Source organism: Paenibacillus rhizosphaerae (assembly GCF_014192015.1).
GTDB lineage: Bacteria > Bacillota > Bacilli > Paenibacillales > Paenibacillaceae > Paenibacillus_AQ > Paenibacillus_AQ rhizosphaerae.
Genome location: NZ_JACHXJ010000005.1, coordinates 73,695 through 98,624, shown reverse-complemented (window position 1 = coordinate 98,624; position 24,930 = coordinate 73,695). Strand labels below are relative to the sequence as shown.

General features: G+C 48.9%; 25 protein-coding genes and 1 other annotated feature. Of the genes, 4 read left to right on the top strand and 21 right to left on the bottom strand.

Annotation, left to right across the window (positions count from 1 at the left end; translation table 11 throughout):
- Window positions 1–199: 199 nt before the first annotated feature.
- Both FHS19_RS25855 and FHS19_RS25850 read right to left on the bottom strand, forming a co-directional pair.
- Window positions 200–1,120 (bottom strand): alpha/beta hydrolase family protein, encoded by a 921-nt coding sequence (locus FHS19_RS25855; protein ID WP_183584676.1) that lies wholly within the window; start codon window positions 1,118–1,120, stop codon window positions 200–202.
- Between the two features lie 56 nt (window positions 1,121–1,176).
- Window positions 1,177–1,929, bottom strand: a complete 753-nt coding sequence (locus tag FHS19_RS25850; protein WP_183584675.1) for an SDR family oxidoreductase — start codon at window positions 1,927–1,929, stop codon at window positions 1,177–1,179.
- Between the two features lie 226 nt (window positions 1,930–2,155).
- Between FHS19_RS25850 and FHS19_RS25845 the strand changes: the two genes are divergently transcribed.
- Window positions 2,156–2,617 (top strand): MarR family winged helix-turn-helix transcriptional regulator, encoded by a 462-nt coding sequence (locus tag FHS19_RS25845; protein ID WP_183584674.1) that lies wholly within the window; start codon window positions 2,156–2,158, stop codon window positions 2,615–2,617.
- A 244-nt stretch (window positions 2,618–2,861) separates the two neighbouring features.
- On the opposite strand, the gene leuA is transcribed toward FHS19_RS25845, so the two are convergent.
- The 3 genes from leuA to FHS19_RS25830 all read right to left on the bottom strand — a co-directional run bounded on the left by leuA (window position 2,862) and on the right by FHS19_RS25830 (window position 6,514).
- The gene (gene leuA / locus FHS19_RS25840) at window positions 2,862–4,532 is read right to left on the bottom strand and encodes a 2-isopropylmalate synthase (RefSeq protein WP_183584673.1); all 1,671 of its coding nucleotides are present in this window, start codon (window positions 4,530–4,532) and stop codon (window positions 2,862–2,864) included.
- Window positions 4,533–4,608: 76 nt separating this feature from the next.
- Window positions 4,609–4,870 (bottom strand) — a binding site (T-box leader).
- Between the two features lie 178 nt (window positions 4,871–5,048).
- Window positions 5,049–5,540, bottom strand: coding sequence for an NUDIX hydrolase (locus FHS19_RS25835; protein WP_183584672.1), 492 nt, complete (start codon window positions 5,538–5,540; stop codon window positions 5,049–5,051).
- Window positions 5,541–5,734: 194 nt separating this feature from the next.
- The gene (locus FHS19_RS25830) at window positions 5,735–6,514 is read right to left on the bottom strand and encodes a nuclear transport factor 2 family protein (protein ID WP_183584671.1); all 780 of its coding nucleotides are present in this window, start codon (window positions 6,512–6,514) and stop codon (window positions 5,735–5,737) included.
- Window positions 6,515–6,761: 247 nt separating this feature from the next.
- On the opposite strand from FHS19_RS25830, the gene FHS19_RS25825 reads away from it, so the two are divergent.
- The gene (locus FHS19_RS25825; protein WP_183584670.1) at window positions 6,762–7,370 is read left to right on the top strand and encodes a TetR/AcrR family transcriptional regulator; all 609 of its coding nucleotides are present in this window, start codon (window positions 6,762–6,764) and stop codon (window positions 7,368–7,370) included.
- A 127-nt stretch (window positions 7,371–7,497) separates the two neighbouring features.
- Here the strand turns inward: FHS19_RS25825 and FHS19_RS25820 are convergent, their stop codons facing one another.
- Window positions 7,498–7,962, bottom strand: coding sequence for a DUF8821 family protein (locus FHS19_RS25820; protein WP_183585238.1), 465 nt, complete (start codon window positions 7,960–7,962; stop codon window positions 7,498–7,500).
- Window positions 7,963–8,240: 278 nt separating this feature from the next.
- Here FHS19_RS25820 and FHS19_RS25815 point away from each other — a divergent pair, with 278 nt between their 5' ends.
- A complete protein-coding gene (locus FHS19_RS25815; protein WP_183584669.1) occupies window positions 8,241–8,843 on the top strand; it encodes an isochorismatase family protein in 603 nt (200 codons plus the stop codon).
- Window positions 8,844–8,975: 132 nt separating this feature from the next.
- On the opposite strand, the gene FHS19_RS25810 is transcribed toward FHS19_RS25815, so the two are convergent.
- The 13 genes from FHS19_RS25810 to FHS19_RS25750 all read right to left on the bottom strand — a co-directional run bounded on the left by FHS19_RS25810 (window position 8,976) and on the right by FHS19_RS25750 (window position 22,438).
- The gene (locus FHS19_RS25810; RefSeq protein WP_183584668.1) at window positions 8,976–9,863 is read right to left on the bottom strand and encodes an RNA polymerase sigma-70 factor; all 888 of its coding nucleotides are present in this window, start codon (window positions 9,861–9,863) and stop codon (window positions 8,976–8,978) included.
- 12 nt (window positions 9,864–9,875) lie between these two features.
- Window positions 9,876–11,165 (bottom strand): phytoene desaturase family protein, encoded by a 1,290-nt coding sequence (locus FHS19_RS25805; RefSeq protein ID WP_183584667.1) that lies wholly within the window; start codon window positions 11,163–11,165, stop codon window positions 9,876–9,878.
- A 177-nt stretch (window positions 11,166–11,342) separates the two neighbouring features.
- The gene (locus tag FHS19_RS25800; protein WP_183584666.1) at window positions 11,343–12,566 is read right to left on the bottom strand and encodes an RNA polymerase sigma factor; all 1,224 of its coding nucleotides are present in this window, start codon (window positions 12,564–12,566) and stop codon (window positions 11,343–11,345) included.
- A 7-nt stretch (window positions 12,567–12,573) separates the two neighbouring features.
- Window positions 12,574–12,921, bottom strand: a complete 348-nt coding sequence (locus FHS19_RS25795) for a YciI family protein (RefSeq protein ID WP_183584665.1) — start codon at window positions 12,919–12,921, stop codon at window positions 12,574–12,576.
- Between the two features lie 391 nt (window positions 12,922–13,312).
- Window positions 13,313–15,436 (bottom strand): bifunctional metallophosphatase/5'-nucleotidase, encoded by a 2,124-nt coding sequence (locus tag FHS19_RS25790; RefSeq protein WP_183584664.1) that lies wholly within the window; start codon window positions 15,434–15,436, stop codon window positions 13,313–13,315.
- A 702-nt stretch (window positions 15,437–16,138) separates the two neighbouring features.
- Window positions 16,139–17,008: a deoxyribonuclease IV gene (locus FHS19_RS25785; RefSeq protein ID WP_183584663.1), complete on the bottom strand. Its 870-nt coding sequence runs from the start codon at window positions 17,006–17,008 to the stop codon at window positions 16,139–16,141.
- Window positions 17,009–17,338: 330 nt separating this feature from the next.
- Window positions 17,339–17,665 carry a heme oxygenase gene (locus FHS19_RS25780; RefSeq protein WP_183584662.1) on the bottom strand — a complete coding sequence of 109 codons (327 nt, stop codon included), beginning with the start codon at window positions 17,663–17,665 and terminating at the stop codon, window positions 17,339–17,341.
- A 67-nt stretch (window positions 17,666–17,732) separates the two neighbouring features.
- Window positions 17,733–18,428 (bottom strand): ABC transporter ATP-binding protein, encoded by a 696-nt coding sequence (locus FHS19_RS25775; RefSeq protein WP_183584661.1) that lies wholly within the window; start codon window positions 18,426–18,428, stop codon window positions 17,733–17,735.
- Window positions 18,428–19,549, bottom strand: coding sequence for an ABC transporter permease (locus FHS19_RS25770; protein WP_183584660.1), 1,122 nt, complete (start codon window positions 19,547–19,549; stop codon window positions 18,428–18,430). Before FHS19_RS25770 ends, FHS19_RS25775 begins: the two co-directional genes overlap by 1 nt.
- 123 nt (window positions 19,550–19,672) lie before the next feature.
- Window positions 19,673–20,242 carry a TetR/AcrR family transcriptional regulator gene (locus tag FHS19_RS25765; protein ID WP_183584659.1) on the bottom strand — a complete coding sequence of 190 codons (570 nt, stop codon included), beginning with the start codon at window positions 20,240–20,242 and terminating at the stop codon, window positions 19,673–19,675.
- 56 nt (window positions 20,243–20,298) lie between these two features.
- Window positions 20,299–20,778: a 23S rRNA (pseudouridine(1915)-N(3))-methyltransferase RlmH gene (rlmH, locus tag FHS19_RS25760; RefSeq protein ID WP_183584658.1), complete on the bottom strand. Its 480-nt coding sequence runs from the start codon at window positions 20,776–20,778 to the stop codon at window positions 20,299–20,301.
- A gap of 125 nt (window positions 20,779–20,903) precedes the next feature.
- Complete coding sequence (locus FHS19_RS25755) at window positions 20,904–21,071, bottom strand: CxxH/CxxC protein (protein WP_094597789.1); 168 nt, start codon at window positions 21,069–21,071, stop codon at window positions 20,904–20,906.
- 110 nt (window positions 21,072–21,181) lie between these two features.
- Window positions 21,182–22,438, bottom strand: a complete 1,257-nt coding sequence (locus tag FHS19_RS25750) for a S1C family serine protease (protein WP_183584657.1) — start codon at window positions 22,436–22,438, stop codon at window positions 21,182–21,184.
- 665 nt (window positions 22,439–23,103) lie between these two features.
- On the opposite strand from FHS19_RS25750, the gene FHS19_RS25745 reads away from it, so the two are divergent.
- Window positions 23,104–23,310, top strand: coding sequence for a hypothetical protein (locus FHS19_RS25745; protein ID WP_183584656.1), 207 nt, complete (start codon window positions 23,104–23,106; stop codon window positions 23,308–23,310).
- Here FHS19_RS25745 and FHS19_RS25740 read toward each other — a convergent pair.
- Both FHS19_RS25740 and yycI read right to left on the bottom strand, forming a co-directional pair.
- Window positions 23,279–24,085, bottom strand: coding sequence for an MBL fold metallo-hydrolase (locus FHS19_RS25740; RefSeq protein ID WP_183585236.1), 807 nt, complete (start codon window positions 24,083–24,085; stop codon window positions 23,279–23,281). The genes FHS19_RS25745 and FHS19_RS25740 overlap by 32 nt on opposite strands.
- Window positions 24,085–24,888, bottom strand: a complete 804-nt coding sequence (gene yycI / locus FHS19_RS25735; RefSeq protein WP_183584655.1) for a two-component system regulatory protein YycI — start codon at window positions 24,886–24,888, stop codon at window positions 24,085–24,087. The genes FHS19_RS25740 and yycI overlap by 1 nt, the downstream gene beginning before the upstream one ends.
- Between the last annotated feature and the right edge of the window lie 42 nt (window positions 24,889–24,930).

Genomic DNA, 24,930 nt, shown 5'->3' with positions numbered 1-24,930 from the left:
GAAGGCAGGCACATGTTGATGTGTTTTGGTATCCCGGTCCATAAAGGCTAAAGGCCATCCTTAGAGGGATGGCCTTTGTAATGCCACTTGTTTAACTATTCTCCTGGAAGGTTGTCACGGCACCAACCTCAATTGGATACTCGCGGCGCAAGCGGGCGGGGCTCCATATGACTGTCGGACTGGTACATCGGTTTGGTCCTTACTTCGATTCGATGCGGCCCAGCGGGTTGGCGCTTTCTGCCAAATCCGCGCGGGCTGCCGCCCAGCCGGAATCGTCGATACCAAGCGCGCTGCGGAGGTAAGCCCAGGTGACACGCTGAAGCAGGGCGACCCGTTCGGAATTCTCGTCCGTCGTCTCCGTGACATTGTATCCGGGAATTCCGCCCAGCGAGTGCTCGCTCCCGAAAAGGGTGAGCAGGCTCTTGCTGCCCGGGCTCAGGAAGTACGGGTCGGCGAACCAGTCCGGCCCCCGAGTGGACAGCCGGGACTGATCCTGGTCCCCTGCGACCACGAGGGTCGGCGTGTTCATGTCCGCGAAGCTCGGGTTCATGAAGGGGAAGTGCTCAGCCGCGAACGGGCTCAGGTCGGCTCCGCCCTTGCCCGTCGTGGCAAGCAGCAGTCCCGCTTTGATCCGCGGGTCGGACATGTCCTCTCCCGGCTTGCCGTTGGCATCGAGGACCCGTGCGCCCAGAAGCGTGCTCGCCGTCTGGCCTCCCCAGGAGTGTCCGGCTGCAGCAATGCGGCTTCGATCAAGCCGTCCGCTGAGGCCAGGCACGGAAGCCTCAATCAGATCAAGCTGGTCGAGAATCCGCTTCAGGTCATCGACCCGAATGCGCCAGATCAGCGGTGTCCGGGAATCTTCAGGAGGAAGATTCAGCGTTCTCGAATCGAGGTGAGTGGGCTGAATAACCACGAAGCCATGTGCGGCCCAGAAATCCACCAATGGAGCATAGCCGTCCATCGACGAGCCAAAGCCGTGCGAGAAAACAATGATGGGCAGTTCGTGCCCCGTTGCGGGCGCAGACACCCGCACTTGCAGATCCTCACCCCGGCCCGGGGCGGACAGCACTACCGGTTTTACCGAGATGATTGGAGTAGGTGTATTAACGTTGATTTCCATAAGTAAAGTTCCTTTCGTTAAGCGAGATTGGGTTTGTATTAATCACTAGAAGCTGGTTACCATGGGAGCGGGCCGACCTCGTTCGAAAACGTGCCTGTCGGACCGTTCTGGTCGAGAAGCGCCAGGCGCACGGGTTCGCGTGCCCCCTGTTCGACGGTGCGTGTGCCCGCGAAGTTGTTGAGGTCCGTCCCGGTAAAGCCCGGGCATGCTGCGTTGACCTTGATGCCCGTCGACTCGAGTTCAATAGCGAAAGCAAGCGTCACTGCGTTGAGGGCGGTCTTTGACGGGCTGTACACGGCACCGAACATCGGGCGATGCGGATTGGCCGGGTCTGCGTTGAGCGTCAACGACCCTGCTTCGCTCGATACGTTGACGATGCGTGCCGCCGGTGCCTCACGCAGGAGCGGCAGCATCGCTTGGGTGACAGCGATAACGCCAACCACGTTCGTCTCGAATACCGCGCGTACCTCATCGAGGGAAGCGACGCTTGGCCGGCCCGATTCCCCGATCTCCTCAAGCGGCCGGCCCGGTTTGCCCGCATGCGAGATGCCCGCATTGTTCACGAGCACATCAAGGCGGCCAAGCTCGCTGCGGATACGCTCTGCCGCGGCAGCGATGGAGGCCTGATCCGTGACGTCGAGCTGGAGGGCGCGTGCGTCCGGTCCGACTCTTTTCGCGGCCTCCTCCCCATTCTTAAGGCTGCGCGACCCGACGAGTACGGTGAAGCCGTGTGCCGCCAGATCTTTGGCAATTTGAAGACCGATTCCTTTGTTGGCCCCGGTAACCAGGGCGACGGGTTTATCCTGCATTTAAAAAATCCCCTTTCGTGCATTGAAGTATGGTATTTGTCAATCTCCAGGTTGATGCGCCAACTTCGTATCCAAAACGGATCCTCTGGTTGACACGTCAACCCTATGGGTAAAAAACTTGGTTGCGCGTCAACCCGTCATATGCGATCACATGTGGTTGATGCGTCAACCTGGTATCTACTGTAACATGTTGTAGTTGATGCGTCAACCGTGATATGATGATTCCATGGATAAGAACGAGCTGAATGAAGAAGAAATGCAAATATGGCATATGTGGAAGGGCTCCTTCCAGACCATCTTCGGCCGCGTCATCAAGGAAATGTCCGAACAGACCGGTCTATCGGAAGGTGATTATGGCATTTTGGACCGGTTAGATCTGCTTGGGGACGGCAGCCTTCGCCAACAGGAATTAGCCGACTCGATGGACTGGGATAAGAGCCGATTGTCACATCATTTGACGCGAATGGAGAAACGTGGACTCGTGAAGAGAAAGCCGATGAACACAGATCGTGGTGTTCAAGTCATCATTACCCCCGCCGGACAATCCGTGCTGGAAGATGCCCGTCCCATCGCCTCTAGGGCCATACGCAGGCATTTCTTTGATCAATTAACCGAACAAGACATCGAGTCGATTACTAGGTTGGCGGAGAAGACAAAGTCTTCGTCTGGTAAAACCCCGCCGCCTTGACCGCATTTGTTAATGTTATTCGTGAAACAGATGAGTACAGCGATCAGCAAAGAACGGGCCCTTTCACCTTATCGGTGAAGGGGCCTTCTACTTTCTGTAAGCCATAACCTACTCTAGGGTGTTGATTGGCGAGTATAACAAAAAAGGAGCTGCCCGCGGCAGCTCCTTTCCCTATGTGTCAGAGTACTCCCATCCTCTTTAGGTGGGAATGAAATGATCTAATTTCGTTCTTAGCTGGAATCGATCAGTTTCTGACATTGCGGCTAAACTGATTCACGGCACTAAAGAGCGCTTTTACCGATGAAGTCATAATATCAACGTCAATGCCGCAGCCCCAATATACACTGCCGTTGGAAGCCGCGATCCCGATATAGGACACCGCTTGGGATTTCGAGCCTATTTCCAGAGCATGCTCCGTATAGATCAAATCGGAATAATCCAGCCCAAGCTCGGTTTGGAGGGCATTGCTGATCGCATCGAGTCGGCCGTTTCCGTTGCCGGCGATTTCCTTGACTTCGTTGCCGGTGCGAATCGTGACGATCGTTTGGAAATCTTCGTTGTCGGTCATGCGGTATTTCACAAACTCGACAGGCGTTTGGATATTCACGTATTCCTTCAAGAAAATGGCGTAAATTTCCTCCGGCATCAGTTCTTTCTGCTGCTGATCCGATACGTTTTTGACAAAGTATCCGAAGTTTTCGCGCATTTTCGCCGGGAGATCAAGTCCGTATTTCAGCTGCAGCACGTACCCGATTCCGCCTTTGCCGGACTGACTGTTGATGCGGATAATGTCGCCTTCGTATTCCCTGCCGATGTCCATCGGATCAATCAGCAGATAAGGGACTGACCAATGCTGCGGATCCTTTTCCTCGCGCCATTTCATTCCTTTGGCAATCGCATCCTGATGCGAACCGGAGAAAGCGGTGAATACCAGCTCGCCTCCGTATGGATGTCTTTCGCCTACTCTCATTTTGGTCAGCCGTTCGTACACGGCGGCGATTGCCGGTATGTTCTCAAAATTGAGCTTTGGATCCACCCCGTGAGAGTACATGTTGAGAGCCAGCGTCACAATGTCCACGTTCCCCGTCCGTTCCCCGTTTCCAAACAACGTGCCTTCGACCCGCTGAGCTCCGGCCAGCATACCGAGCTCGGCGTCGGCCACGCCCGTACCTCTGTCATTATGCGGATGGACAGACAAAATCACATGTTCCCGGAAATTCAGATGCTCGCTCATATACTCGATCTGGCTGGCGTAAACGTGAGGCATCGACATGGATACCGTTGCCGGCAGATTGATAATGACCGGATTTTCAGCCGTTGGCTGCCAAACGTCAAGCACGCTGTTGCAAATGTCCAGCGCAAACTCGATCTCCGTGCCGGTAAAGCTCTCCGGCGAATACTGGAACTGGAAGTTGCCTTCCGTCTCTGACGCGCATTCCTTCAGCAGCTTGGCACCGCTCACGGCGATGTCGATAATCTCTTCCTTGGACTTGCGGAATACCTGTTCCCGCTGCGCCACAGAGGTCGAGTTGTACAGATGGACGACAGCTTTTTTCGCGCCCTTCAGCGATTCGAACGTTTTGCGGATGATGTGCTCTCTCGACTGGGTCAGCACCTGGATCGTCACGTCGTCCGGGATCAAATCCTGCTCGATCAATGTGCGCAGAAAGGCGAATTCCGTTTCCGAAGCTGCAGGAAATCCGACCTCGATCTCCTTGAATCCAATATCTACAAGCAGCTTGAAGTATTCCAGCTTTTCCTCCAGATTCATCGGAACGATTAACGCCTGATTGCCGTCGCGAAGGTCAACGCTGCACCAAATCGGCGCCTCCGTAATATATTCCTTCCGGGTCCAGTTCAGGCTGGTCTCCGGCGGCATAAAATATCCTCTGTCGTATTTGTTTACATTTTTCATGGATACCCTTCCTTTCGTCGATTCCTATCTAATCTGCCAAAGATCGGAGGCGCAAAAAAAGCCTTTCATCTCCACTAACAGAGACGAAAGACTTTAACATCTTACGCGGTACCACTCCGAATTCATGCCAACGCCGGCATGCACTCTACGGATACGGTTTGCATAAACGTCACAAACCTGGATCCTCCTGATGATAACGGTCAGGCTCCGGCTCCACCTACTTCTATTTCAGCGAGCAACTCCAAGGCGAGTTCCAATTTTCTCCACGGCTGTTTCACACCGGCCAACAGCTCTCTGTTCGCTTAGAAAACCGTACTATTCCTTTTCAACGTAGTTTAATTATTAGGATTAATGCTATATCACCGACACGATGGTGTCAAGTGTAATCTACATCGTATTGTTCTTCTGTGAGGGCTATTTTATTTGGCTGAATGGTGAAAATCGGGTGAGATATTTGATTTATATGCACAGAAATAAGGGATGAAGACTCCGGCATTAATATTCTGTGGGAGCGGTTTAACAATCATTATGGTTTGTATTCCCTTCTAATCTGTGCAGTAGCCTATAATCAGGATTTACTTCCCATGCTTCAAAGGGCACAAAACATTTAGCATTCATGGCGTCTAATAGTCTGGACCGCTGTTGGGGTCTCGTGATGTATTCCCCGATATTGGATTCATTAATTTTTATATATCTGGCCTCAAGAACTTCGTCTTCTTGTATTTTAATTTCACCGCTTATGTATTGTGCTCTAAAGCACACAGACAAAACTTGTTTTGTTGTGTTCATATAGACGCCGGTTATACCCATGGGCTTAATAACGATACCCGTTTCTTCAAGAAACTCCCTGCAGATCGCCTGATCAAGAGGTTCACCTAATTCAACATTTCCACCCGGCATCTCCCATGTATCTGAACGCCAGTGGGTTCTAAGCAACAATACCTCCCCCTTCTCATTGGTGAGCAGAGCTGATACCGAAATACACTGTTTAGGCACTTCATACTCCAAACTAAGCCCTCCTTATCAAAGTCCGTCACTATTCTAGGTTACCTTTCTGCTTAAACCAATGAAGTAAACACTGGTGTATATTCGAGACCCAACGCTAAGCTCCTTTTCGGGGTCACTTATCGCTAATGACCGCAGCACAAAAAGACACCGCCGAAATAATTCAGCGATGCCTTTCTATCAATGCCGCACAAGCCTCAAAATCGGCTGTTCGAATTTCTCCGCTTTTCCGCCGGCAGGATGGCCTCGACCACGTCCCAATGCTCGGTAATCTTTCCGTTCTCCACGCGGAACAAATCGTAAAAAGCCGTAGGCTGACCATCAAACAAACCTTCACTTACCGTAAGCACAAAATCGCCCTGTCCGATGACCTGGTGGAGGTGAGTATATTGAAATTCAATCTTTTTCTCCGTCAGTGCCTGGAGTGCCGTATGAAGCCCCGAAAGGCCGTCCGCGATATGCGGACTATGCTGAATGTAGCGATCCCCGTCAAAATATGAGTTCAGCAGCTCCGGATTTTTCCCAAACAAAATGCTCTCAACATAGCTTTGAACAAGTCCTTTATTCGCATCCGTCTTGTCGATATCCTGAATCGTGACCGGTCCGTCAATCATCGTATGGCCGCTTGGCGTCTTCTCCACCATCTCCTGCAAATTGTCCCAATGCTCAACGATGAGCCCATTTTCAAAACGGAAAATATCAATCCCGATCTTAGGACCGAAAAAATCATATACGGAATGGAGCACCACAAAATCTCCGTCGACCAAAGCACGCTTAACGCTGACCTTCGTACCGATTTCCCTCAAATGATCCATTGCGCCAAGCATGGCTTCACGGCCATCAGATAAGGCTTGGTTGTGCTGAATATATTTTTCCGGATGAACGTACGCCGTAATCGCTTCGGGGCTGCCGCTCTCCAAGCTTTCCAGTACAGCGGTTGCCTTACGGACAAGCTCATTGTGATGATTAAATGTCATCGGAATCTCCTCCCTGTATTTATCAAAAGTAAAAAAAACATTTGAGAGCGATGGACCGGTCCAAAACTCTCGAATTTATCGTCATCAGATAAATAATGAACATCGTGTTGTTTATTTATCTTGTGCTCATTATAATAAGGAACCATATCACCCTCAATATTCAATATTTTGAGTTTTGCAGGATAAAAGGCAATTCGCAGAGATTTGTCGCTTAACGTTATAAATTTCTTTTAGGAGAGCGAAAATCATGAAAAAAAAGAATACCGATCTAAGAATTGTGCGCACGAAACAATCGATCCGAAAGGCATTTTATGAGCTGATTCAGGAAAAAGGATACGAAGCGATCACGATCCAGGATATTGCCGACCGGGCGATGATCAATCGAAACACGTTTTATCTTCATTACCAGAACAAACCGGATTTATTAGATACCTGCATGGATGAGCTGTTGAGCGAATTACAGCAGACCGTTGTACTTTGCCCATTCCATATGAACCCTTTCCGTATGTCCAGACTTGAGACCGTTATGCAAGCCGTCTTGGAACACATTTCGGGCAGTATTACTTTTTACTATGCCATGCTGGTTGAGGAGAGCAGAATCTATCCGTTTCGAGCAAAAATGGAGGCTATCATCAAAGGCAAACTGGATGAGGGGTGGAAACCTGCGCAGAGGAATTCGCCGTTAGCGGTATCTAAGGAATTGCTGCTTGAATACCTCGTATCGGCTTTCATGGGGATCGTGATTTGGTGGATCAAAAACGACCGGCCCCTGCCCGCGGGTGAAGTGTCATCCCAGTTCAGTAGAATCGTGACCTATGGGCATTTGAAAGCTGCCGGCATTGCCGTTGAGGAGTAGGATCGCGAGGCTAGAAGGAGCGTAGGCGGGCGTTCTTTAAAAAACAAAGGACAGGGGATCCATGTCTGCCCTGCCTGTCCTGTTCGTGTTTTGGTTTGAGCTCTTCGATGTCTTAATGCTTGTTGTCTCAATATTCCCCTTTAATGACAAAAAACGAGCCCCGAATGGTCCCGGCCAGCTTGGACTTCTGCCTCGCAAACTTAAACTTCCCTTCCAGCTCTTGGGGTACCTCCATCCCTTCCGAAAGCTTAAAACCGACGGCCCGCTTCTTCGGGTCGTCCACCGTATACATGACATTAAGCCCCAGACCATCCTCGTAAAAGACGTAGGCAAATTGGATATTTTCTACTTGAAAACGCGATGTCTCCAAAGGTTTGGCCGCAAACTCAATATCCCGTTCTTTTTTTAAAATCCGGTTCACATAATCCAGGGTTTCCTGCCTTTCGCTGGCGGGCAACACCGTAAATTCATGCTTGTATTTGTTCATAAAATAACGGGCTTCATTTGCGCGCAAACCGGCAAGCGCTTCGGCGACAGGTGAAGATTCCAGACCAACCGTAGATACATGTTTAAAATCAACGATATACGACATTTTCATCCCCCGTTTTCTCTTCATTTCCGGAAATCTATATAAGTATAAGTGACTGTCAAATCTGTTAGTCTTCTAAATATTGTTTACATAGATTGGTAGAAACAAACATCCCGTTTAAATATTCAGCACTTTGCGTCAAAATCCTTCAGATACCTTCACAACATCTATGCATTCTAGGAGAATCACTCCTAGGATAATCCGCCCTCTCGTTAATCACCACGGCCTAATATATACTGATGCAGTCACCATTACAACTACAAGATTAGCGGAGGTTTCCTATGAGCCAATTAAACGATAATCATTCGAATAGCGGGAAAAGAGAACCGTTAATAGATTGGAACAAAACAGCTCTGGTTGTCATCGATCTCCAACAATGGATTGGCCAGCAGTACGCTCCTTATTCCGCCGAAATGGTCATTGCCAATGCAGCCAAGCTGGCCCATCATTTCCGTAACCATGGGGCTTTTGTGGCGCTTGTGCATGTATCCAGTAAGGACTTCAAAGATATGCTTAGCCCCAAGCTTGATGCCGCGCCTCCCAAACTCAATCTGGTTGAGGGCTGGGATGAATTTGTTCCCGAGCTCGGCGTAACTGAAACGGATCATATCATCTCTAAGAAACAATGGGGGGCCTTCCACGGAACAGACCTTGATCTTCAGCTGCGCCGCCGAAACATGGATACCATCGTCATCTGCGGTATAGCCTCAGGGATCGGTGTGGATACAACCGCCAGAGAAGCTTTTCAGCACGGATACGATATCATTTTCGCGATTGACGCCATGACCGGGTTCACGAAGGCTGAGCATGAGCATGTACGGGATGTCATTTTCCCGAGGATGGGGCAGATTCGCACAACGGAAGAGATTTTAATGGGGATTTAGTCTATCAGTGAGTATTCCATCTGAAGTCCCAAAAGGCATCCGGCCGGACCATCATAACTGACCCTCCATAGGAGCTACTATCTCTAATTTGCTGCTAATGGAGGGTTAATCTGTCTATATGAACAAAATGGTCTATGACAACGTAGGATTCACATGTTTGAGTTTATCCGGGTTCGCGACGGCATAAATCGATTGGATGCCATCGCTTCTGACTTCGAACGAGTACACGTAGGCCACACGGTTATTTATCGTTAATACAAATCCTGTTCTTCCATTCACATCGGTCATTGAATAGGCAAATCGACTATCGGGCTGTCTGAACCAGTCCGCCCACCCTTTATAGAGACGAATCACATTCACGATCCCCATGACCGGGCGTGTTACAGCTTGGGCCCTGCCCCCTCCATCGGTATAATGGACAACGTCTGTAGTTAACAGCTTCATTAAGCTTTCCATATCCCCCTCGATCAGAGCGTGAAGAAAAAGCTGTACCTGGGAGTCTGCGACTGAATTCGTGGAATGATGTGGTGATTTATGATGCATGCTCTTTTTCGCCCGATGGAAGATTTGCCGGCAGTTGAGGGTGCTCTTCCCGATGATTTCTCCAATCTCGTCGTATGGGTATTGAAAAATTTCTTTCAGAAGAAACACCGCTCTCTCGACCGCGCTCAATTGTTGCAATAGTAACAGATAAGCCGTTGAAATCGTTTCTTTCCGTTGATAGATTTCGGAAGGATTCAGGTTGAAATTCTCCGCCTGTACTAAGGGCTCAGGCAACCAAGTCCCTACATAAACCACCCGCTGTTTAGCGGAGGATTGCAGCAGATTCAAACAACGATTCGTGACGATTTTGCACAGATAGGCCCTTTCGTTGCGAATATTCGTTTCTGGGGGCAGTTGATCGAAGGTTAGAAAAGCTTCTTGTATGATATCTTCGGCATCCATTACGCTTCCAAGCATTCTATAGGCAAGTGAAAACAATAACGGCCGGTAGAGTTGATACATTTTTTCCGTGTCCATAACAAGTCCCTTCTATACCCGCATTGGTTCGCGAGAGAGGATATGGCATGCGGCTCGCTTGGCGCTCGCCGCCGCTCCATCTACTAAATATTCGCCATGCGTTGCCCAATCTCCGGCTACGTATAAGCCCCTGATTTCCGGAACGGCGGGTCCCGGGTTTTCCGTCCGTTTCATATGCATGAAATCGTGAACAACCGTCATTCTGGGGAAATATTGCTCCGCAACCACCTCTCGACGCCAGTTCGGTTGAACGAGATCCATCGCTCGCTCCAATTGTTTGCGATCTTCCTGCGCATCGCTGCTTTGTCCTTGAAATTTAATCATCTGGAACAACTGTATATCGCCATCATCACTTAGTTCCAATCCCTTGACCCGTGAAGCGTTAACCATAAGAATCGGTTGATCGACACCGTACACAAATTGATATTTCGGATTTGGGAGTCTTCGTAATCCGATATCCAGACATGCGGCCGTAATCGGAATCGCTTGTTGTTCCCAGAGCTTGAGCGAGGTATGTTCAGCTTGGGGGATCAACTTCATGAAAACTTTCGGCGAAGTCGTCAATATGACATGCGATGCATCGATCGCTTCACCATCCGCACATTGAACGTGCTGCACTTGCCCATTACGGTGTTCAACGGATCTCACCTTTTTCAGGGGCAGCAGGGTTACACCTAAACGGAGTGCTTCCTTGCACAAATGGTCAACTAGAGAGCCCCATCCTTTTTTCACATAATACACGCCTTTAATCGAACGCTGCATTTGTTTGAAGAGAGGACCGGCTACTTGCAAATCAGGGGCTTGCACATACGTTCCCCCCCGAGCCAAAACGTACAGCAGATTGCGGATCATAGGGTTTTCCACATTCTCCTCCATCCAAGATCGTAAACTCATATAGGGAATCGATTCCGTGTCTAATTTGAGGATTTTCATGAGGATGGCCCCGAACTTGACTTTGTCTGAGAGCGGTAACAAGGGAGACTTTAACAATGAGCCGATACCTGCGGGAAAGGGGTACACCTTCTCTTTCCATATTCCATACGGCGTGAAATCATCAACTCTCTTGAACAGATCCGGCGTGAGCTGGAGTTCTTGGAAAATAGCATAGGCTTCTCCAAAATATAAAGCATGTGAGCCTAAATTAAAACGCACCCCCTCCTTTTCGGTGGTGATCGCTCTTCCGCCCATTTGCCCCTGACTCTCCAGAACTGCGACACTTTTACCCTCTTTCGCTAAATAAAGTGCAGCCACCAAGCCAGCGAGTCCTCCGCCAACAATGACCACATCATATTTCGCTGCCATCTGAAGCACCTCTTTCCTGTCTTTATAATCAAGACAATGAAGCGATTTAAAATGTTACAGGATGGGAGGCAGGCTAATGATGAAAAAAATTAGAGCATCCTGATGGAAAATGGTACTCCATAACGGCAAGTTTTAAGGCACCCTCTCGGGTGCCTTAGATTTATCTCGTTATGCGTTTTATATCTCGCTAGCTTGGCGGTTTAGAAATTGCCGAATCGATGCATCTGTGCTTAGTCCAATGGCACGGCTATAAGCCGAGTGGGCATCTTCTTTTCGCTGTATCCGTTTGTACAGATGGCCGGCAAGTGCCCAGTAAGGCTGATAGCTAACCACCCTTTCAGATGGAATGGCTTCTAAGAGAGCAATGCCGCGTTCCAATCCATAAGCCTCCGCCACCGCCGCAGCTCGGCCGACTAATGCGCCCAGTGTGGGAGATATACGAGTGAGACCCTCGTATAACTGAGCAATCGCCTCCCACTCTGTACGCCCAGTCGATAAACGCTGTGCATGCACCGATTGGATTGCGGCCATGAGTTGAAATCGGCCGATTTCACCGGCCTGCGAGGCGATATGCAAATGACGCTCCGCCTCCAAGATCAAGCCTTGCTCCCATCGAGCACAATCCTGCTCAGAGAGGAGAATAAAGTTCCCTTCTCCATCATGCCGGGCCTCGCGTCGCGCTTCACAGTGCAGCATGAGCGCCAGCAGACCATTCACCTCCGGTTTGCGTGGAGCGAATTGGAGGAGCAACCTTCCTAGAAAAATCGCTTCCTCCGCCAATCTTCTGCGAGGCGACTCGGCAATGGCTGCTTCGTCCCACCCGCTTCCGTAAGCAGCGTAAATGGCCTCCAGAACGGAATCAAGACGATTTGCGATTTCTTCATCATCAGGTAATTCAAAAGTCATGCGTTCGGCACGAATTTTTGCCTTTACCCGGGTAAGACGCTGACTCATGGTGGAGGGCTTGATTATGAATGCAGATGCAATTCGGGCTGCATCGATTCCAAGCACCGTCTGCAGCATAAGCGGTGTACGCATTGCAGGGTCAATTGCCGGATGAGTACAAAGAAACATCATCCTCAGTCGTTCGTCCGGAAAGCCGGCACTTGAAGATGCCAACCGTTGTGCATCCTCGGACATGGCAATGAGTGTCGGCAGCGCACTTTCGGAAACGCGGGTACGGCGTGCACGGTCGATAAGCCGCCTCCTGGCGGCAGTAACGAGCCATGCTTCAGGCTTATCCGGAATGCCGATCTTCGGCCAAGTTTCTAGCGCAGCGAGAAAGGCGTCTCCAATGGCATCCTCGACAGCCTGCAAATCCCGCCAGTTTACAGCCAAATAGGAGAGCAATCGGCCGTAAGCGTTACGGGCCATTAGTTCAATGACTTGATGAGCTTCCATGGCGTGATTACTTCAACGCGGGAAGGTTTTGTCTGACCTCCACCGTATCGACAGGTCCTCGAGCAGCCCACTCTAATGCAGTGTCAAGATCCGGAACATCAATTACGAATATCCCGCCGAGCTGCTCCTTCGTTTCGGGAAACGGTCCGTCCTGAACAACCATCTCACCGCCGTGCCGCTTCATTGTTGCAGCTGACTCAGGAGCATGGAGACCCGAACCGAATACCACTATTCCGGACTCCCGTAAAGCATGCACATAGTGCGTCCAGCCTGCCAAATATTCTTGTTGCCGGGCCGGATCCATTCTTGCCGCAAAGTCCTCCTGACTCTCGTAAAACATTAAGGTGTAACTCATACAAAAACTCCTTTCTTTAAAACCGTATTGGAATTGGGTTGCACTATAATGTCGTATGGGCTGTTCCGATTTCTACATGACTAGAAAAATTTTTATATAAAAAGCTGGTGTCACTTGTGATACGTTTCAGCTTAACATCGTTGTCAGCGGGAAATGGATGGAGCTGCCACCGTCAGTTTTTTGCTTTAATTCCATCTGGTGTGCGTATTGTCATTTTCTGACCCGTCATGTAAGCATGAAAAAACACATCCTAAATGGGGATATAGCATTCTTCTAGATAAACCTTATCATGAATTGAAGGACCAATTGAGGTTTATTCATAGAAAAAAGCTTATTCACCAAAAAGGATGTGTTTTCCTGTCTTAATATAGGGCTTGAATAAGTTTTTAAATTATGAAGCTTTTGCCGCGACTGCTTTTTGAATTAAAGCTTTTGCATCGTTATTAGAAAGACCTTGTTTAGGTTGAAGCAAATTTTTCTCCGCTGCACTTAGAATACCTTTATCAATCAGCTTTGCCATAGATTTAACCGCATAGGCAGAAACGGTTTTGCCATCTTCAAAACCTGCAATGATCGTAGCAGCGTTTTTATCAGAAACTGGATTGTTCAACAATTTAGCAAGAATGGTAGCCGCCTCTTCACGAGTGATATCACGATCAGGATTGAAGTTACCACCGTAGCCTTGAATGAATCCAGCATGAGCAGCTTCAGCGATGGCATCTGCATAGGCAGCGTCAGCAGCGACATCCTTAAATGCAGGTGCTGCAGCTACTTCGTTTAGCTTCAACATGTCTACAAGAGCACTTACAAATTCAGCACGAGAAATCACTTCTGTGGTTACAGGTGTTTCTGGTTGTTCTGTAGATGCACCCAGGTTCGTAATACGTCCTTCTGTTTTAGCTTGAATAGCGCCACCTTTAAAAGTATCTACAATGTACTGGTAGAATACATCCAGATCGATCGGACCTGCTAAGGATGATTTAGCATCCACTAGCACCGTATAGTTATCTCCACCTGCTGCCATAAAGTTGTTAACTACAGCCGTATATGTTTTTCCAGGGTCAATCGGTGTACCATCTTCAAGAGTAAGACTAGTCACACGTTCTGCAACTGGCTTATTGAAATCTGCAGTATACTTCAAGCCAGAGATTTGGAGTGTTTTGGTGTTGGGTGTACCGTCAGCATTTGTTCCCCATTGTTGCTGCAACAAGGTTTGAATTTGTTCACCAGTCAGCTCTAATTTCACCAAAGTATTGCCAAAAGGTTGGATTTTAGCAAGATCAGCAAAGGTCACATCGCCTTTTGGCAGATCTGCACGAATACCACCTGGGTTCATAAATGCAAAGTCAGCAGCGCTTGCCTTATCACCAAAGTCTGCTTGCCGCATTGCATCTGCAATGAGGTTCCCTAGAGGCGCTTCATTATTATAAGCATCTGTACGGGTGACAGAACCATCTGTAGTACCTACTGGCTTCGTTAACTCAGGATGCTTGTCTAATGATTTTTTAATAATAGCTAAAGATTCAGGGTCTTCTTTGACACCCTCTTGATAAGTCGTTGTAACTGTAGCTGATTTTTCGGTTACATCCCCCGTAGTAGGGTCAACCATCAGCTTAATATCTTCAAATGCCGTTCCATAAGAATAAGCTTGAACGATTAATTTTCCATTCACTTCACCGTTAGCTAAAGCATGGTTGTCACCTGCAACGATAACGTCAACAGGGGAATCGGCAGGCAAAGCTTTAGCCAAATCAGCCGCTTCTCCAGTGGTTACACCGTCCTTGGTTGTTGCTGGATCATGTGCCAGGACGATGATCGTTTCTACACCTTGATCTTGCAATTCTTTTGCATATTTATTTACGGCTTCAACCTCTTCTTCTGCGCTTAAGAAACGCACGCCTGCCGTACCCGCTGGGGATACTTTAGAAGGTGTCGCTTTCGTTACTAATCCAATAAATCCGACTTTGACTCCGCCCACTTCTTTAACCACATATGGCTTAATCAATGGTTTGCCCGTGGAGGTTTCAATGACGTTTGCATTTACATAATCAAATTTTGCGCCAGCATGAGTTACCTTGCCTTCTTTTGGATCCAGGCCACCAAAGATTTGTGCTTTTAATGCAGCGATACCTTGGTCGAATTCATGATTGCCCAAAGACCCTACATCAAATCCCATCATATTCATCCATTCCAACGTAGGCTCATCACGATCTAGAGATGAAACTGGAGCAGATGCACCAACAGAATCTCCATTATGGAAGAGTAGAGAGTTTTCATATTTGGCTTGAGCTTCTTTTAAATAGGTTGCTAGAATTGGAGCCGTTCCTGCCTTCTTATCACTAACCATCGATGTGGTATCCAACTGACCGTGCAGGTCATTGATTCCAATCAAGTGCACTTCAACATCTGAGCTTGCAGCAGAGACAGAGCCTACCGCACCAAATAGTTGGGAAAGCAATAGTGCAGTAGTAGCCACACGAATGGTGCTTTTACCCAGAACTTTTTTCCATGACATGAGTTACAAAACCCCTCTCCAATTTCTGTTCCTGAGATATTTTAACATGATTACATTCATAAAAGTCGTAGAATATATCAAATCTATGTAAAAAAGTTGAAAAGTTAATAGAGAAGAAACATACCAATACCTGGCTCTACACCAAAGTTAGTGCTTGAGGTTTCGAATTGCTCTGGCGTCGAAATTTCGGCTTATGAAGAGATACTAACCATGTCTACTTCTCACCCGGCAGTGAAGTAACTGTTCCTTATTACTTATAGAAGTAGGACGATATAGGCGAACTATACTGTGAAAGATTACAATGAAGCCCCTCTCGAAAAATGATCGAGAGGGACTTGCTTATTCTTGGCATACTTCAGCCCTAAGTGATGAGCTTGATTAAGCAGCATCTCATAATGCTTGGAATTGGAAACACCGCTATATGCAATTCCCACATTGAGCAGGTGAAACCTACGGGACCGCCATAATCGTGACAGTACAAAATAAACTGTGGAATAGACAACTGATCCAATAGTTGCTCAATCATGAGCGAGAACTGTTCGAATGTATAAGAGAAATCGGTGATTGAGGGCATGCTGCTGTACCCAAAACTGGGGTAGGCTAGCAGGGATATAGACGATTGGATGTGGAAGAACCAGAGAATCTGCAGTTCGCAGGTTGGCGATTTTATGGCGCAGTAGCGATCATGTTTTGCCATCCTCATTACTTTTCTATTGGTTCTGTTAATTCTCCTCTCAGTAAAGCAATTTCATGTTTATACGGAGGGTTTTTGTATTTAATAGGCCCTATAGATGGAGTTTCAAGCAGTTTGGGGAGATTAGAAAGTTGGGGATGGTGAACAATGTAGTCCAAGGCATGCAGACCTATAAATCCATGTCCGATATTCTCGTGTCGATCTTTTCGGGAGCCGCGTTCGTTCTTGGAATCATTTATGTGAAGCACCTTTAACCGATTGAGCCCAATGATGCGATCGAATTGATCAAGCACGCCGTCAAAGTCATGGACAATATCGTATCCGGCGTCATGAACGTGGCAAGTGTCCAGGCAAATTGAAAGACACTCATTGTAAGTTACTCCGTCTATAATGCGAGCCAATTCCTCAAAGCGAACGCCACATTCCGTCCCTTTACCGGCCATCGTCTCTAACGAGATTTGAACCTTTTCATTCCGGGTAAGAACTTCATTAAGCCCCTTAATGATCTTGTTAAGCCCTTTGCCTACTCCTTCTCCAACGTGTGATCCAGGATGCATAACAATCTGTTCCGAACCCAATGCTTCCGTCCGATCCATTTCATCGCGCATAAAAGCAATGCTGTGACTAAATACTTGATTGTTCATGGAATTTGCCAAATTGACTAGGAAAGGAGCGTGAACAACAATATTGCTGATTCCATTCTCTTTCATATGCGAATGCCCCTCTGAAATCTTGTAATCAGAGATCGGTTTTCTTTTCGTATTTTGTGGAGCGCCGGTGTAAATCAGGAATGTATTCGCTCCATAAGAAGCAGCCTCTTTGCTGGCTTTAAGCAACATCTCCTTGCCGCCCATGGATACGTGACTTCCGATTAGCATGTACTATCCCCCCGAATTCCGTATTTCGTTAAACTGAATATTTTCAGCGTTTACGGGAAGATAAGATGTTATACATCAAGCAATAAGCAACTGACAAACTGAAACGGCAACTTTCACCCTAGTCCCACAACAGCCTATCCGGCCCTCCCCTGAATTGCACCCTACTTATGATACGGCTCTCCTTATCATCTATAGGGCGAAATCTTCCCTCGTTGCTACTTCATACGCAAAAGTACCCACAGCCCATACAACTTTTTCAAAGTGTTTAGTCTATGGGTACCGGTTTACACAGTACCTGGATTTATTATATCCTGTCCGCTGAATGGGGGCCTATCGGTTTTTTACTGATGCCACTTCATATGTTATGATCTCACTTCCGAGAATTGGAGATTCTTTATTTGCTGCCTCTGAACCTGGTTCTGGACGTTTGTGTGCCGATTTAAAGGCATCGCTATTTCTCCAAGCTGTAAAGGAATCCATATTTTCCCAATACATGTTTACATTTAACTCATCGTATTCAGTTAAGTTCTGTGTCAGCAATACTTCTACTTTGACAAAGCCCTTGAAAGTGTCTAGAGGGCCTGGTGCTGTAAAACTCGGTGCCATTACTGCGCCCATTCCCTTTTTCACTTTAATTCGGTTCGTGACGACGATCATCCTTACCATCTCCCTATTTTTTTGGAATTTTCATTGCTCACGAAATGAAGAGGATTCCAACAACACCTTAATGGATGGACTCCAGTTCCGCTAGAGATAACTTGCCATCTTCCATCCGGTATATCTTGTCGCAGTAGGTAAGCAGCCGCTCATCGTGTGTGACCATAATCGCCGCTTTGTGGCGTGTTCTCACTTCATGGGCAATCAAGGAGGCAACTTCATGAGCGCGCTTCGTATCCAGGCTTGCTGTAGGTTCATCCGCCAATATGACATTGGGATCGTTAATTAACGCGCGGGCAATGGCGGTACGCTGCTTCTCGCCCCCCGACAGCTCCTCCGGGTAGCTCTTCAGCTTAGTGCCTAGACCAAGCTCTTCAAGTAACTTTATAGCCATCGCTTTGTCTGCTGCACGGACCTTTCCTGACATCCGTTTCACGACAAGCAACTGATCAAGAACGTTCAGGTATGGAACCAAATTCGAGGCCTGCATGATGAAGCCAATCTCATGCAATCGGACATCGGATAGTTGCTTGCCTGACAGCTTCGATATGTCCTTCCCATGTAGTATGACCTCTCCCTCGGAAGCTTTGAGCAGTGCACCCGCGACAGATAGAAAGGTACTTTTTCCAGAACCCGACGGACCTACCACTGCGACGAACTCACCTGGCTCCACTTTTATGGACACTCGGTCTAATGCCGCAATACGATTCAATCCTTCGTCGTAATATTTGGAAGCTGCTGTTATTTGCAAGCCTTCTGTCATTACTCAACCCTCCCAAGTGCCTTAAGCGGATCAATTTTCGAAATCGTGCGAACGGATACCAACGAACTAAGCAATGAGATCACCAGCAATACAATGGAATACGTGAACACCAGCTTCGTATCCAGCATGAACGGCATGCTTTGGGGCATGATTGCCGCTGTACCATATGTCAATAAGATGCCAACGATAATGCTTGAGAGCGACAAGACGAACACCTGTGAGACGACGGCTTTACCTAAGAAACCATTCTTGGCTCCGATCGCTTTCATAATCCCGAACTGGTTGGACTTCTGCATCGTGAATACATAGAAGAACACGCCAATGATGAATGCTGATATCGCAAGCAGGAACACAAGCATCATCATGATTGTGCCATTCTCTTCTTTGTATCCAGGCATTCCCTGTACCGCCGCCGCACGAGTAACCGTATCGGTACCCGAAAGCTGTTCATTTATAGTATTCCGATCAATATCTTTACCTTGAAGCATAATCGCATTGACGGGGTCCATGACTCCCTTGTCCGAGCCTGGTGCCGCAAACGCAAGCTTACGCCACTCTTCAATAGGTGTAAATACAGCTGCTACGTGGTTATACGTCTGATTCTTGACAAAGCCGACAATCGTCAACGATTCCGTCGAACCATCTAATTGGAAGGTGTCCCCTAGCTTAAATCCTTCGTCTTTCATCGTCTCATTCACGATGACCTTCGTCATCTGATCGGATGTCAGCCCCGTGCCTTCAATAATCGCCGGCTCAAGAAAGCTCCCCGGGTTAATTCCAATAATCGCTATATCTACTTTATCCTCATTCAACTTGCTACTCCCTTTGATTGCCGATGCCATGATGGTTCCCATAGGTGAAACGGCACTTACATTCGGCATCTCTGCTAATTTAGCTGACAAATCATTAGACAATAAAGACTTACTCATTGAAGCCTTCGACCCTTGTTCGAAAACCACATAATCAGCCCTCATCGTCTTAAACGTCGAAGCCGCAAGCGTAGATAACCCATTCCCCAAACCTGACAAAATAAACACCAACCAAGAAATAAGCACAAAAATGATAGCAATCATCAAAAACCTTGTCCTGCTGTGTCTCAATTCCTTCAATGCCAAAAACATATGCTATTCCTCTCCTCAACACAAATAAATGACACGCGTGTCAAATTAATCACATCACATCACGTCCGGCACATATTCATTATAGGTTTTATATGACACGCGTGTCAAATATATTTGTGCTCCTTATCGTCTTCCTACCCCTCCCAGCCACATTTGGTACAATAGCTTACTCCACTGAGGCGTAGGCATATTCATCATATTGGGAGTTTCAATCAGGTTAAAAAATACACCTATAATGGCAGGAAGCGGGATGCTTGTATTCAAGTGCCCCTCTTCCTGAGCACGAGCAAACAATCGCTCCAGTTGATTTTTTAAAGTCACATGCGCTTGCTCAACAAATTCAAGATCGTTGGCCGCAGCCGCAGAATTGGCTTTATTTATTTTATGAGCATATCCAAGCAATTGATGGAAACTAGCTTCCTCCAGATATACATCTAGCAGATGTTGAAGGGCATTCATGCAATCCGTTTCATCAATAGCCGACGCCTTCTGTAATACATTTTCCATTGATCGTTTCATACATGCAGCAACTATCTCTTCTTTGTTGGCATAATATTGGTAAATCGTGCTTCTTGCTCCAACCAGGCTCTTGGATAACAACTTAAGTTGAAACCCCTCATAACCGTATTCGAGAAGCACTCTCTTGGTTTGGTCAAGCAACTCTGATTTTGTAAAAGCCTGCTTTCTTCCCATGTTCATCACCGTCCCTAATTGCTAGCCGTAATCTACATTGTAACAAAAATATCGCCCTACTTGTGATACGGTTCCCCCCGGTTGATCTTCACCGCGCGATAAATCTGCTCCACCAGCACCAGCCGCATCAGCTGGTGCGGCAGGGTCATGCGCCCGAAGCTCAAGCGCTGCTGAGCGCGGCGCAGCACCTGATCGGAGAGCCCGTGGCTCCCTCCGATCACGAACACGACATGGCTCGTCCCGTAGGTGCCGAGCCGGTCGATCTCGGCGGCCAGCTCCTCCGAGCTCCAGAGCTGGCCGCCAATGGCGAGCGCGATCACATGCGCGCTCTCTTTGATGTGCGCGAGGATGCGTTCGCCCTCGCGCTCCTTCACGATCGTCACCTCGGCTTCGCTCAAGGTGTCGGGGGCCTTCTCGTCCGCGACCTCCACCATCTGAAATTTGATGTAAGGCGTCAGCCGCTTGGCGTATTCCTGGATGCCCTGCACCAGATACTTCTCCTTCAGCTTGCCGACGCCGATCATTTGAATCAGCATGCATATCCCTCCACTTTTCTCATTCCAAAACCCTATCCACTCTTCTAAAAAGTAAAAAAGAGCGTGTCTCCACGCCCTCCCTATCGCTATTCAGCTTTGTATAGCTTTTCCTGCTAACCCTGCGGCTACACGACCAAGAACTTGGCAGGCTGATCACAGTGCGCGCACTGCACGGGCGGGTCCCAATCGGAGAACTCCGTCTCCTTCAGGTCCACGATATCCGGCGCGTCCTCGTACTCGTCAACGAACATATCGATCGCGAGCTCCACATGGTCTTTACAAACGACAAACATAGACTGGCATCCCCTCTAAAATTGCACACAATGTACGTTTTTCTGGTTGATCATCCGAAAACCTATGACTCTCATTATATCCGGTTTTAGGCCGGATCACACGTCCTATTTTAGGAATCCGGCTTGTCGGCGAGCTTGACGTCCACGGTCTCCAGCTGGCCTGCACGGTAGAAGGTGACCTTGAGCATGTCGCCGATCTTCACTTTGTCATACAGGTATTTCTTCAGCTCCAGCGTGGTCTGGATCGGATCCCCGTTGAATTCCGTAATGACGTCGTTTAGCTTTAGCCCGGCATCCTTGGCAGGCCCGATGGCATCCAGCACCACCACGCCGTCTTTCACGTCAGCCGGAAGCTTCAGTTCCTTGCGCTGGTCTTCATCCAGCGGAGCGTACGGATTGTTCAGGTCCACGGTATACACACCCAGGTAAGGACGTGAAATTTTGCCGTATTTCATCAGCTCATCCACCGTCTTCATCACCTGATCGACCGGGATGGCAAAGCCCAGGCCTTCCACGCCGGCATCGGAAATCTTCATCGTGTTGATGCCAATCACTTTGCCGTTCAGGTCCACCAGCGCGCCGCCGCTGTTGCCTTCATTGATGGCCGCGTCGGTCTGGATCACTTCCTGCTCCCAGTCGTACACGCCGTCCTGGTTCAGCGACACTGGCACGACCCGGTTGGTGTAACTGATGATGCCGGATGTCAGCGTATCCCCGAGCCCGAGCGGATTGCCGATGGCGAACACCGTCTCCCCTAAACGCAGCTTCGTAGAATCACCCATTTCGGCCACATCGGCAATATTCTTGTCGTCCACCGACAGGACGGCAATATCCGTCACTTTATCGGTACCGACGAGCGTCGCCTTTTTCATATCCCCACCGACCGTCATCACTTCCAGGTCCTGTGAGCCTTCAATGACGTGGTTGTTGGTAATGACAAAAGCCTTGCCGTTCTCCTTCTTGAAGATGACCCCTGATCCGAGCGCCGAATCCTCCAGGTCGGCCGTTCCCTTCTCCGCGTCCTTCGCGTCCTTATAGTTCACGATGCTGACGACGGTGGGGCGGACTTTGGCCGCCGCCTGAACGAGCCGGTCGAACGGATCTCCGCTGCCGTCCAGCGGCGTCGAACTAACCGCACTGACTGCCGCCGTCTCCCTTGTATGGGAAGGAAGGCCGGTGATGAGGCTGAACAGGAGCACCGCCACTACCGCACTGATGACGGAGCTGACCGTCGCCACGAACAGCGTGGACGTCCCCCGGCTGCGCCTGCTTCTGCCCCACACCCGCTGTGCGGGATATACCTTGCGAAGGCTTCGCCGCCGTTTGGAAATTTTGGTCGAATAAAAATCGTCACGAAACAGCCCCATGTGATCCTCTCCCCTTTGTTGTAACACATCCCGAAAATCGTGTGAGATTCATCCATACAGTCGCCTTTGACGAAATAATGAAACATTTCCATCGCCAATGGCTTGATCTGTATTACTAATGACGTGGCGGCATGTTCTCATAAGCTTCTAGTCGTTCAGACTGCCTATACTATTAATAACTGCTTCCAGCTCATCAAGGTTGCACGAGGCAGAGCCTTTATTTTTTACATCACCACATTGGGCTGAATCTAAGCAGCAAATTTGAAGCGTTGATGTCTCAGTCACTCACATTCGTATGTATAGAATTCGCCCACGTTGACTTCGGATTCTCTTTCTATATAGATTGAACTAAAATTTTGCATTGAACATTTATTTAGTCCATTCTATCTAGCACATGAGATTTATTTCATAGAAACAGGAATGTTTCCAGCACATACAGACTAGAATAAAAGTAAAGCCTGATGAAACTATGAAAAAGGGCGAAGCACGACCTGCTTGCTGCAGGCTAATCTCCAGTAAAACCCGCTGTGTGCAAGCCCTCGCGGACATTCATGCGGTATAGTTATTGTAACATAAGTGGGGCGGTTGCCCTAATCTTTTATCGCTTGCGTCATTGGTGGGTTATGGAATGGAAACGATGATGAAAAACAAGGAGGAACAGACTCATGGAACGATTTCCGTCTTCGATGGACTATGTCAATATGATGGCCAAGCTGGGGGATTTAAAGGACGAGCACTACCGCAATACCCTTGCCTTAAGCACGATCATTGAACTGCTCGTTGACAAGGGCGTTCTCACCCGCGATGAGGTAGAGAGAAAAGCGGCGGAGCTCGACGCGTTTATGGCTCACTCACCTTATCCCACGGTGTAGGGCGGTCGTAATAGGTGTCGCACAGTTTAAATTCGCTGTCTTTATAAAAGCATCCCCGGTCTTCCATCCCGGCACGCACGGTCATTTTTGCCAAATCCATCTGATTGTGGTCCCTGCTTAAATGCGCCAGATAGGTGCGCTTCAGGTCCCCCGTCAGCAGCTCGCTCATCGCCTCGCCTGCGGCATCGTTGGACAAGTGCCCAAGGTCGCCCAGGATGCGGCGCTTGGTGTTCCAAGGATATCGGCCCATCCGCAGCATCTCGATATCATGATTCGCCTCCAGCACGAGCACGTTCGAGCCGCTGATGGCCTGCTTCACCTTATCGCTCATATAGCCCAGGTCTGTGGCCACGCTCAACTTCTCATCTCCATCGTAGAAGCAGTAGCCCACCGGCTCTGCCGCGTCATGCGAGATTTGAAAAGACTCCACCCGCAGCGAGCCGAAGTCCCGCACTTCGCCGCTGTCCATCACGACGCGGTTCTCCTCGGCGATTTTGCCGACGGACTTGTTGATCGCCTCCCATGTCTTCTCGTTGGCATAGATCGGCAGATCGTATTTGCGGGCCACGGCACCGAGCCCTTTAATATGGTCGGAATGCTCATGAGTGACAAGAATCCCGTCAAGTTCCTCTCCCGACAGCTCCCGCTGCTCCATCAGCTCGTCGATCCGCTTGGCGCTAAGCCCGGCATCGATCATCAGCGTCGTATCTTTGTTTCTTACCACGGTTGCGTTCCCCGTCGATCCGCTCGACAGAACGGTAAAAGATATGCCCATCATCCCTGCTCCTTTCCCTCTTCGTCCTTGGGGCTGTTCACGGTCACGTCGCCGCTGATCCCCTGTACATAATAAATTTCTCCGCTCTCCAGCGTGAACCGCCATGATGGCGCAGCCACCTGGCTCTCCGAGTTAAATACCTGGCCGTAATAGCCCAGCTGAATATCTTTAATGGCCGAACCTTCCGGGATAAAAGCGTCCACTAACCGTTTTAGTGCCCCGGATGCCGGCAAAATCTTCTGCTCCTGCTCGTCCTCCATCGGGGCGATCTCCACCAGCGACTGGCGGTACGACACGATTTTCTGCTCGCTGTAGTACAGCTCGAGCTGATCGTTGAACAGCGGCCATTTCCCGTCCACCAGCGTATGCATGACGAATCGGCCCGCGGCACCGGCAACTTTCACCCGTTCCAGCTCCGCTTCCGTCATCTCCTGGCTCGCCTGCGGGTCATACCGGTAATTAGCGAACTCGGGAATCTGATCGCCCAGGGCCTCCACAAGGTCGGTGCCCATAAAGATCAGTTTGCTCTCGACCGGCTTCTTCAGCGTGACCGGTTTGCCGATACTTTCCCCGCTGACGTAGTGGTAGGAGATTTTGGGCAGAGCGGGCGTCATGCTTGGAATCGGGCACAGCAGCTGAATCGATTTATCCTCCATCGCCTTCTGTGTACTGTCCGCCAGGGAGGCAAAGTCCAGATTGGTGTCCGCCTGCTCGCGCACGTCGGCCCACAGCTGGTAGCCCAGCACCAGGTTCAGCAGCAAAAAAGCGTAGATCAGCACATTTTTGGCCCGTCCCCAATCCATCCTTTGCCCTCCTTTTACCCGAAATTTGATCCCGCATGGTTA

Excerpts from the sequence above, each read along its gene's own strand:
- FHS19_RS25855 (WP_183584676.1), bottom strand. The coding sequence starts at position 1,120 with ATGGAAATCAACGTTAATACACCTACTCCAATCATCTCGGTAAAACCG.
- FHS19_RS25850 (WP_183584675.1), bottom strand. The coding sequence starts at position 1,929 with ATGCAGGATAAACCCGTCGCCCTGGTTACCGGGGCCAACAAAGGAATC.
- FHS19_RS25845 (WP_183584674.1), top strand. The coding sequence starts at position 2,156 with ATGGATAAGAACGAGCTGAATGAAGAAGAAATGCAAATATGGCATATG.
- leuA (WP_183584673.1), bottom strand. The coding sequence starts at position 4,532 with ATGAAAAATGTAAACAAATACGACAGAGGATATTTTATGCCGCCGGAG.
- FHS19_RS25830 (WP_183584671.1), bottom strand. The coding sequence starts at position 6,514 with ATGACATTTAATCATCACAATGAGCTTGTCCGTAAGGCAACCGCTGTA.
- FHS19_RS25825 (WP_183584670.1), top strand. The coding sequence starts at position 6,762 with ATGAAAAAAAAGAATACCGATCTAAGAATTGTGCGCACGAAACAATCG.
- FHS19_RS25820 (WP_183585238.1), bottom strand. The coding sequence starts at position 7,962 with ATGTCGTATATCGTTGATTTTAAACATGTATCTACGGTTGGTCTGGAA.
- FHS19_RS25815 (WP_183584669.1), top strand. The coding sequence starts at position 8,241 with ATGAGCCAATTAAACGATAATCATTCGAATAGCGGGAAAAGAGAACCG.
- FHS19_RS25810 (WP_183584668.1), bottom strand. The coding sequence starts at position 9,863 with ATGGACACGGAAAAAATGTATCAACTCTACCGGCCGTTATTGTTTTCA.
- FHS19_RS25805 (WP_183584667.1), bottom strand. The coding sequence starts at position 11,165 with ATGGCAGCGAAATATGATGTGGTCATTGTTGGCGGAGGACTCGCTGGC.
- FHS19_RS25800 (WP_183584666.1), bottom strand. The coding sequence starts at position 12,566 with ATGGAAGCTCATCAAGTCATTGAACTAATGGCCCGTAACGCTTACGGC.
- FHS19_RS25795 (WP_183584665.1), bottom strand. The coding sequence starts at position 12,921 with ATGAGTTACACCTTAATGTTTTACGAGAGTCAGGAGGACTTTGCGGCA.
- FHS19_RS25790 (WP_183584664.1), bottom strand. The coding sequence starts at position 15,436 with ATGTCATGGAAAAAAGTTCTGGGTAAAAGCACCATTCGTGTGGCTACT.
- FHS19_RS25785 (WP_183584663.1), bottom strand. The coding sequence starts at position 17,008 with ATGCTAATCGGAAGTCACGTATCCATGGGCGGCAAGGAGATGTTGCTT.
- FHS19_RS25780 (WP_183584662.1), bottom strand. The coding sequence starts at position 17,665 with ATGATCGTCGTCACGAACCGAATTAAAGTGAAAAAGGGAATGGGCGCA.
- FHS19_RS25775 (WP_183584661.1), bottom strand. The coding sequence starts at position 18,428 with ATGACAGAAGGCTTGCAAATAACAGCAGCTTCCAAATATTACGACGAA.
- FHS19_RS25770 (WP_183584660.1), bottom strand. The coding sequence starts at position 19,549 with ATGTTTTTGGCATTGAAGGAATTGAGACACAGCAGGACAAGGTTTTTG.
- FHS19_RS25765 (WP_183584659.1), bottom strand. The coding sequence starts at position 20,242 with ATGGGAAGAAAGCAGGCTTTTACAAAATCAGAGTTGCTTGACCAAACC.
- rlmH (WP_183584658.1), bottom strand. The coding sequence starts at position 20,778 with ATGCTGATTCAAATGATCGGCGTCGGCAAGCTGAAGGAGAAGTATCTG.
- FHS19_RS25755 (WP_094597789.1), bottom strand. The coding sequence starts at position 21,071 with ATGTTTGTCGTTTGTAAAGACCATGTGGAGCTCGCGATCGATATGTTC.
- FHS19_RS25750 (WP_183584657.1), bottom strand. The coding sequence starts at position 22,438 with ATGGGGCTGTTTCGTGACGATTTTTATTCGACCAAAATTTCCAAACGG.
- FHS19_RS25745 (WP_183584656.1), top strand. The coding sequence starts at position 23,104 with ATGGAACGATTTCCGTCTTCGATGGACTATGTCAATATGATGGCCAAG.
- FHS19_RS25740 (WP_183585236.1), bottom strand. The coding sequence starts at position 24,085 with ATGGGCATATCTTTTACCGTTCTGTCGAGCGGATCGACGGGGAACGCA.
- yycI (WP_183584655.1), bottom strand. The coding sequence starts at position 24,888 with ATGGATTGGGGACGGGCCAAAAATGTGCTGATCTACGCTTTTTTGCTG.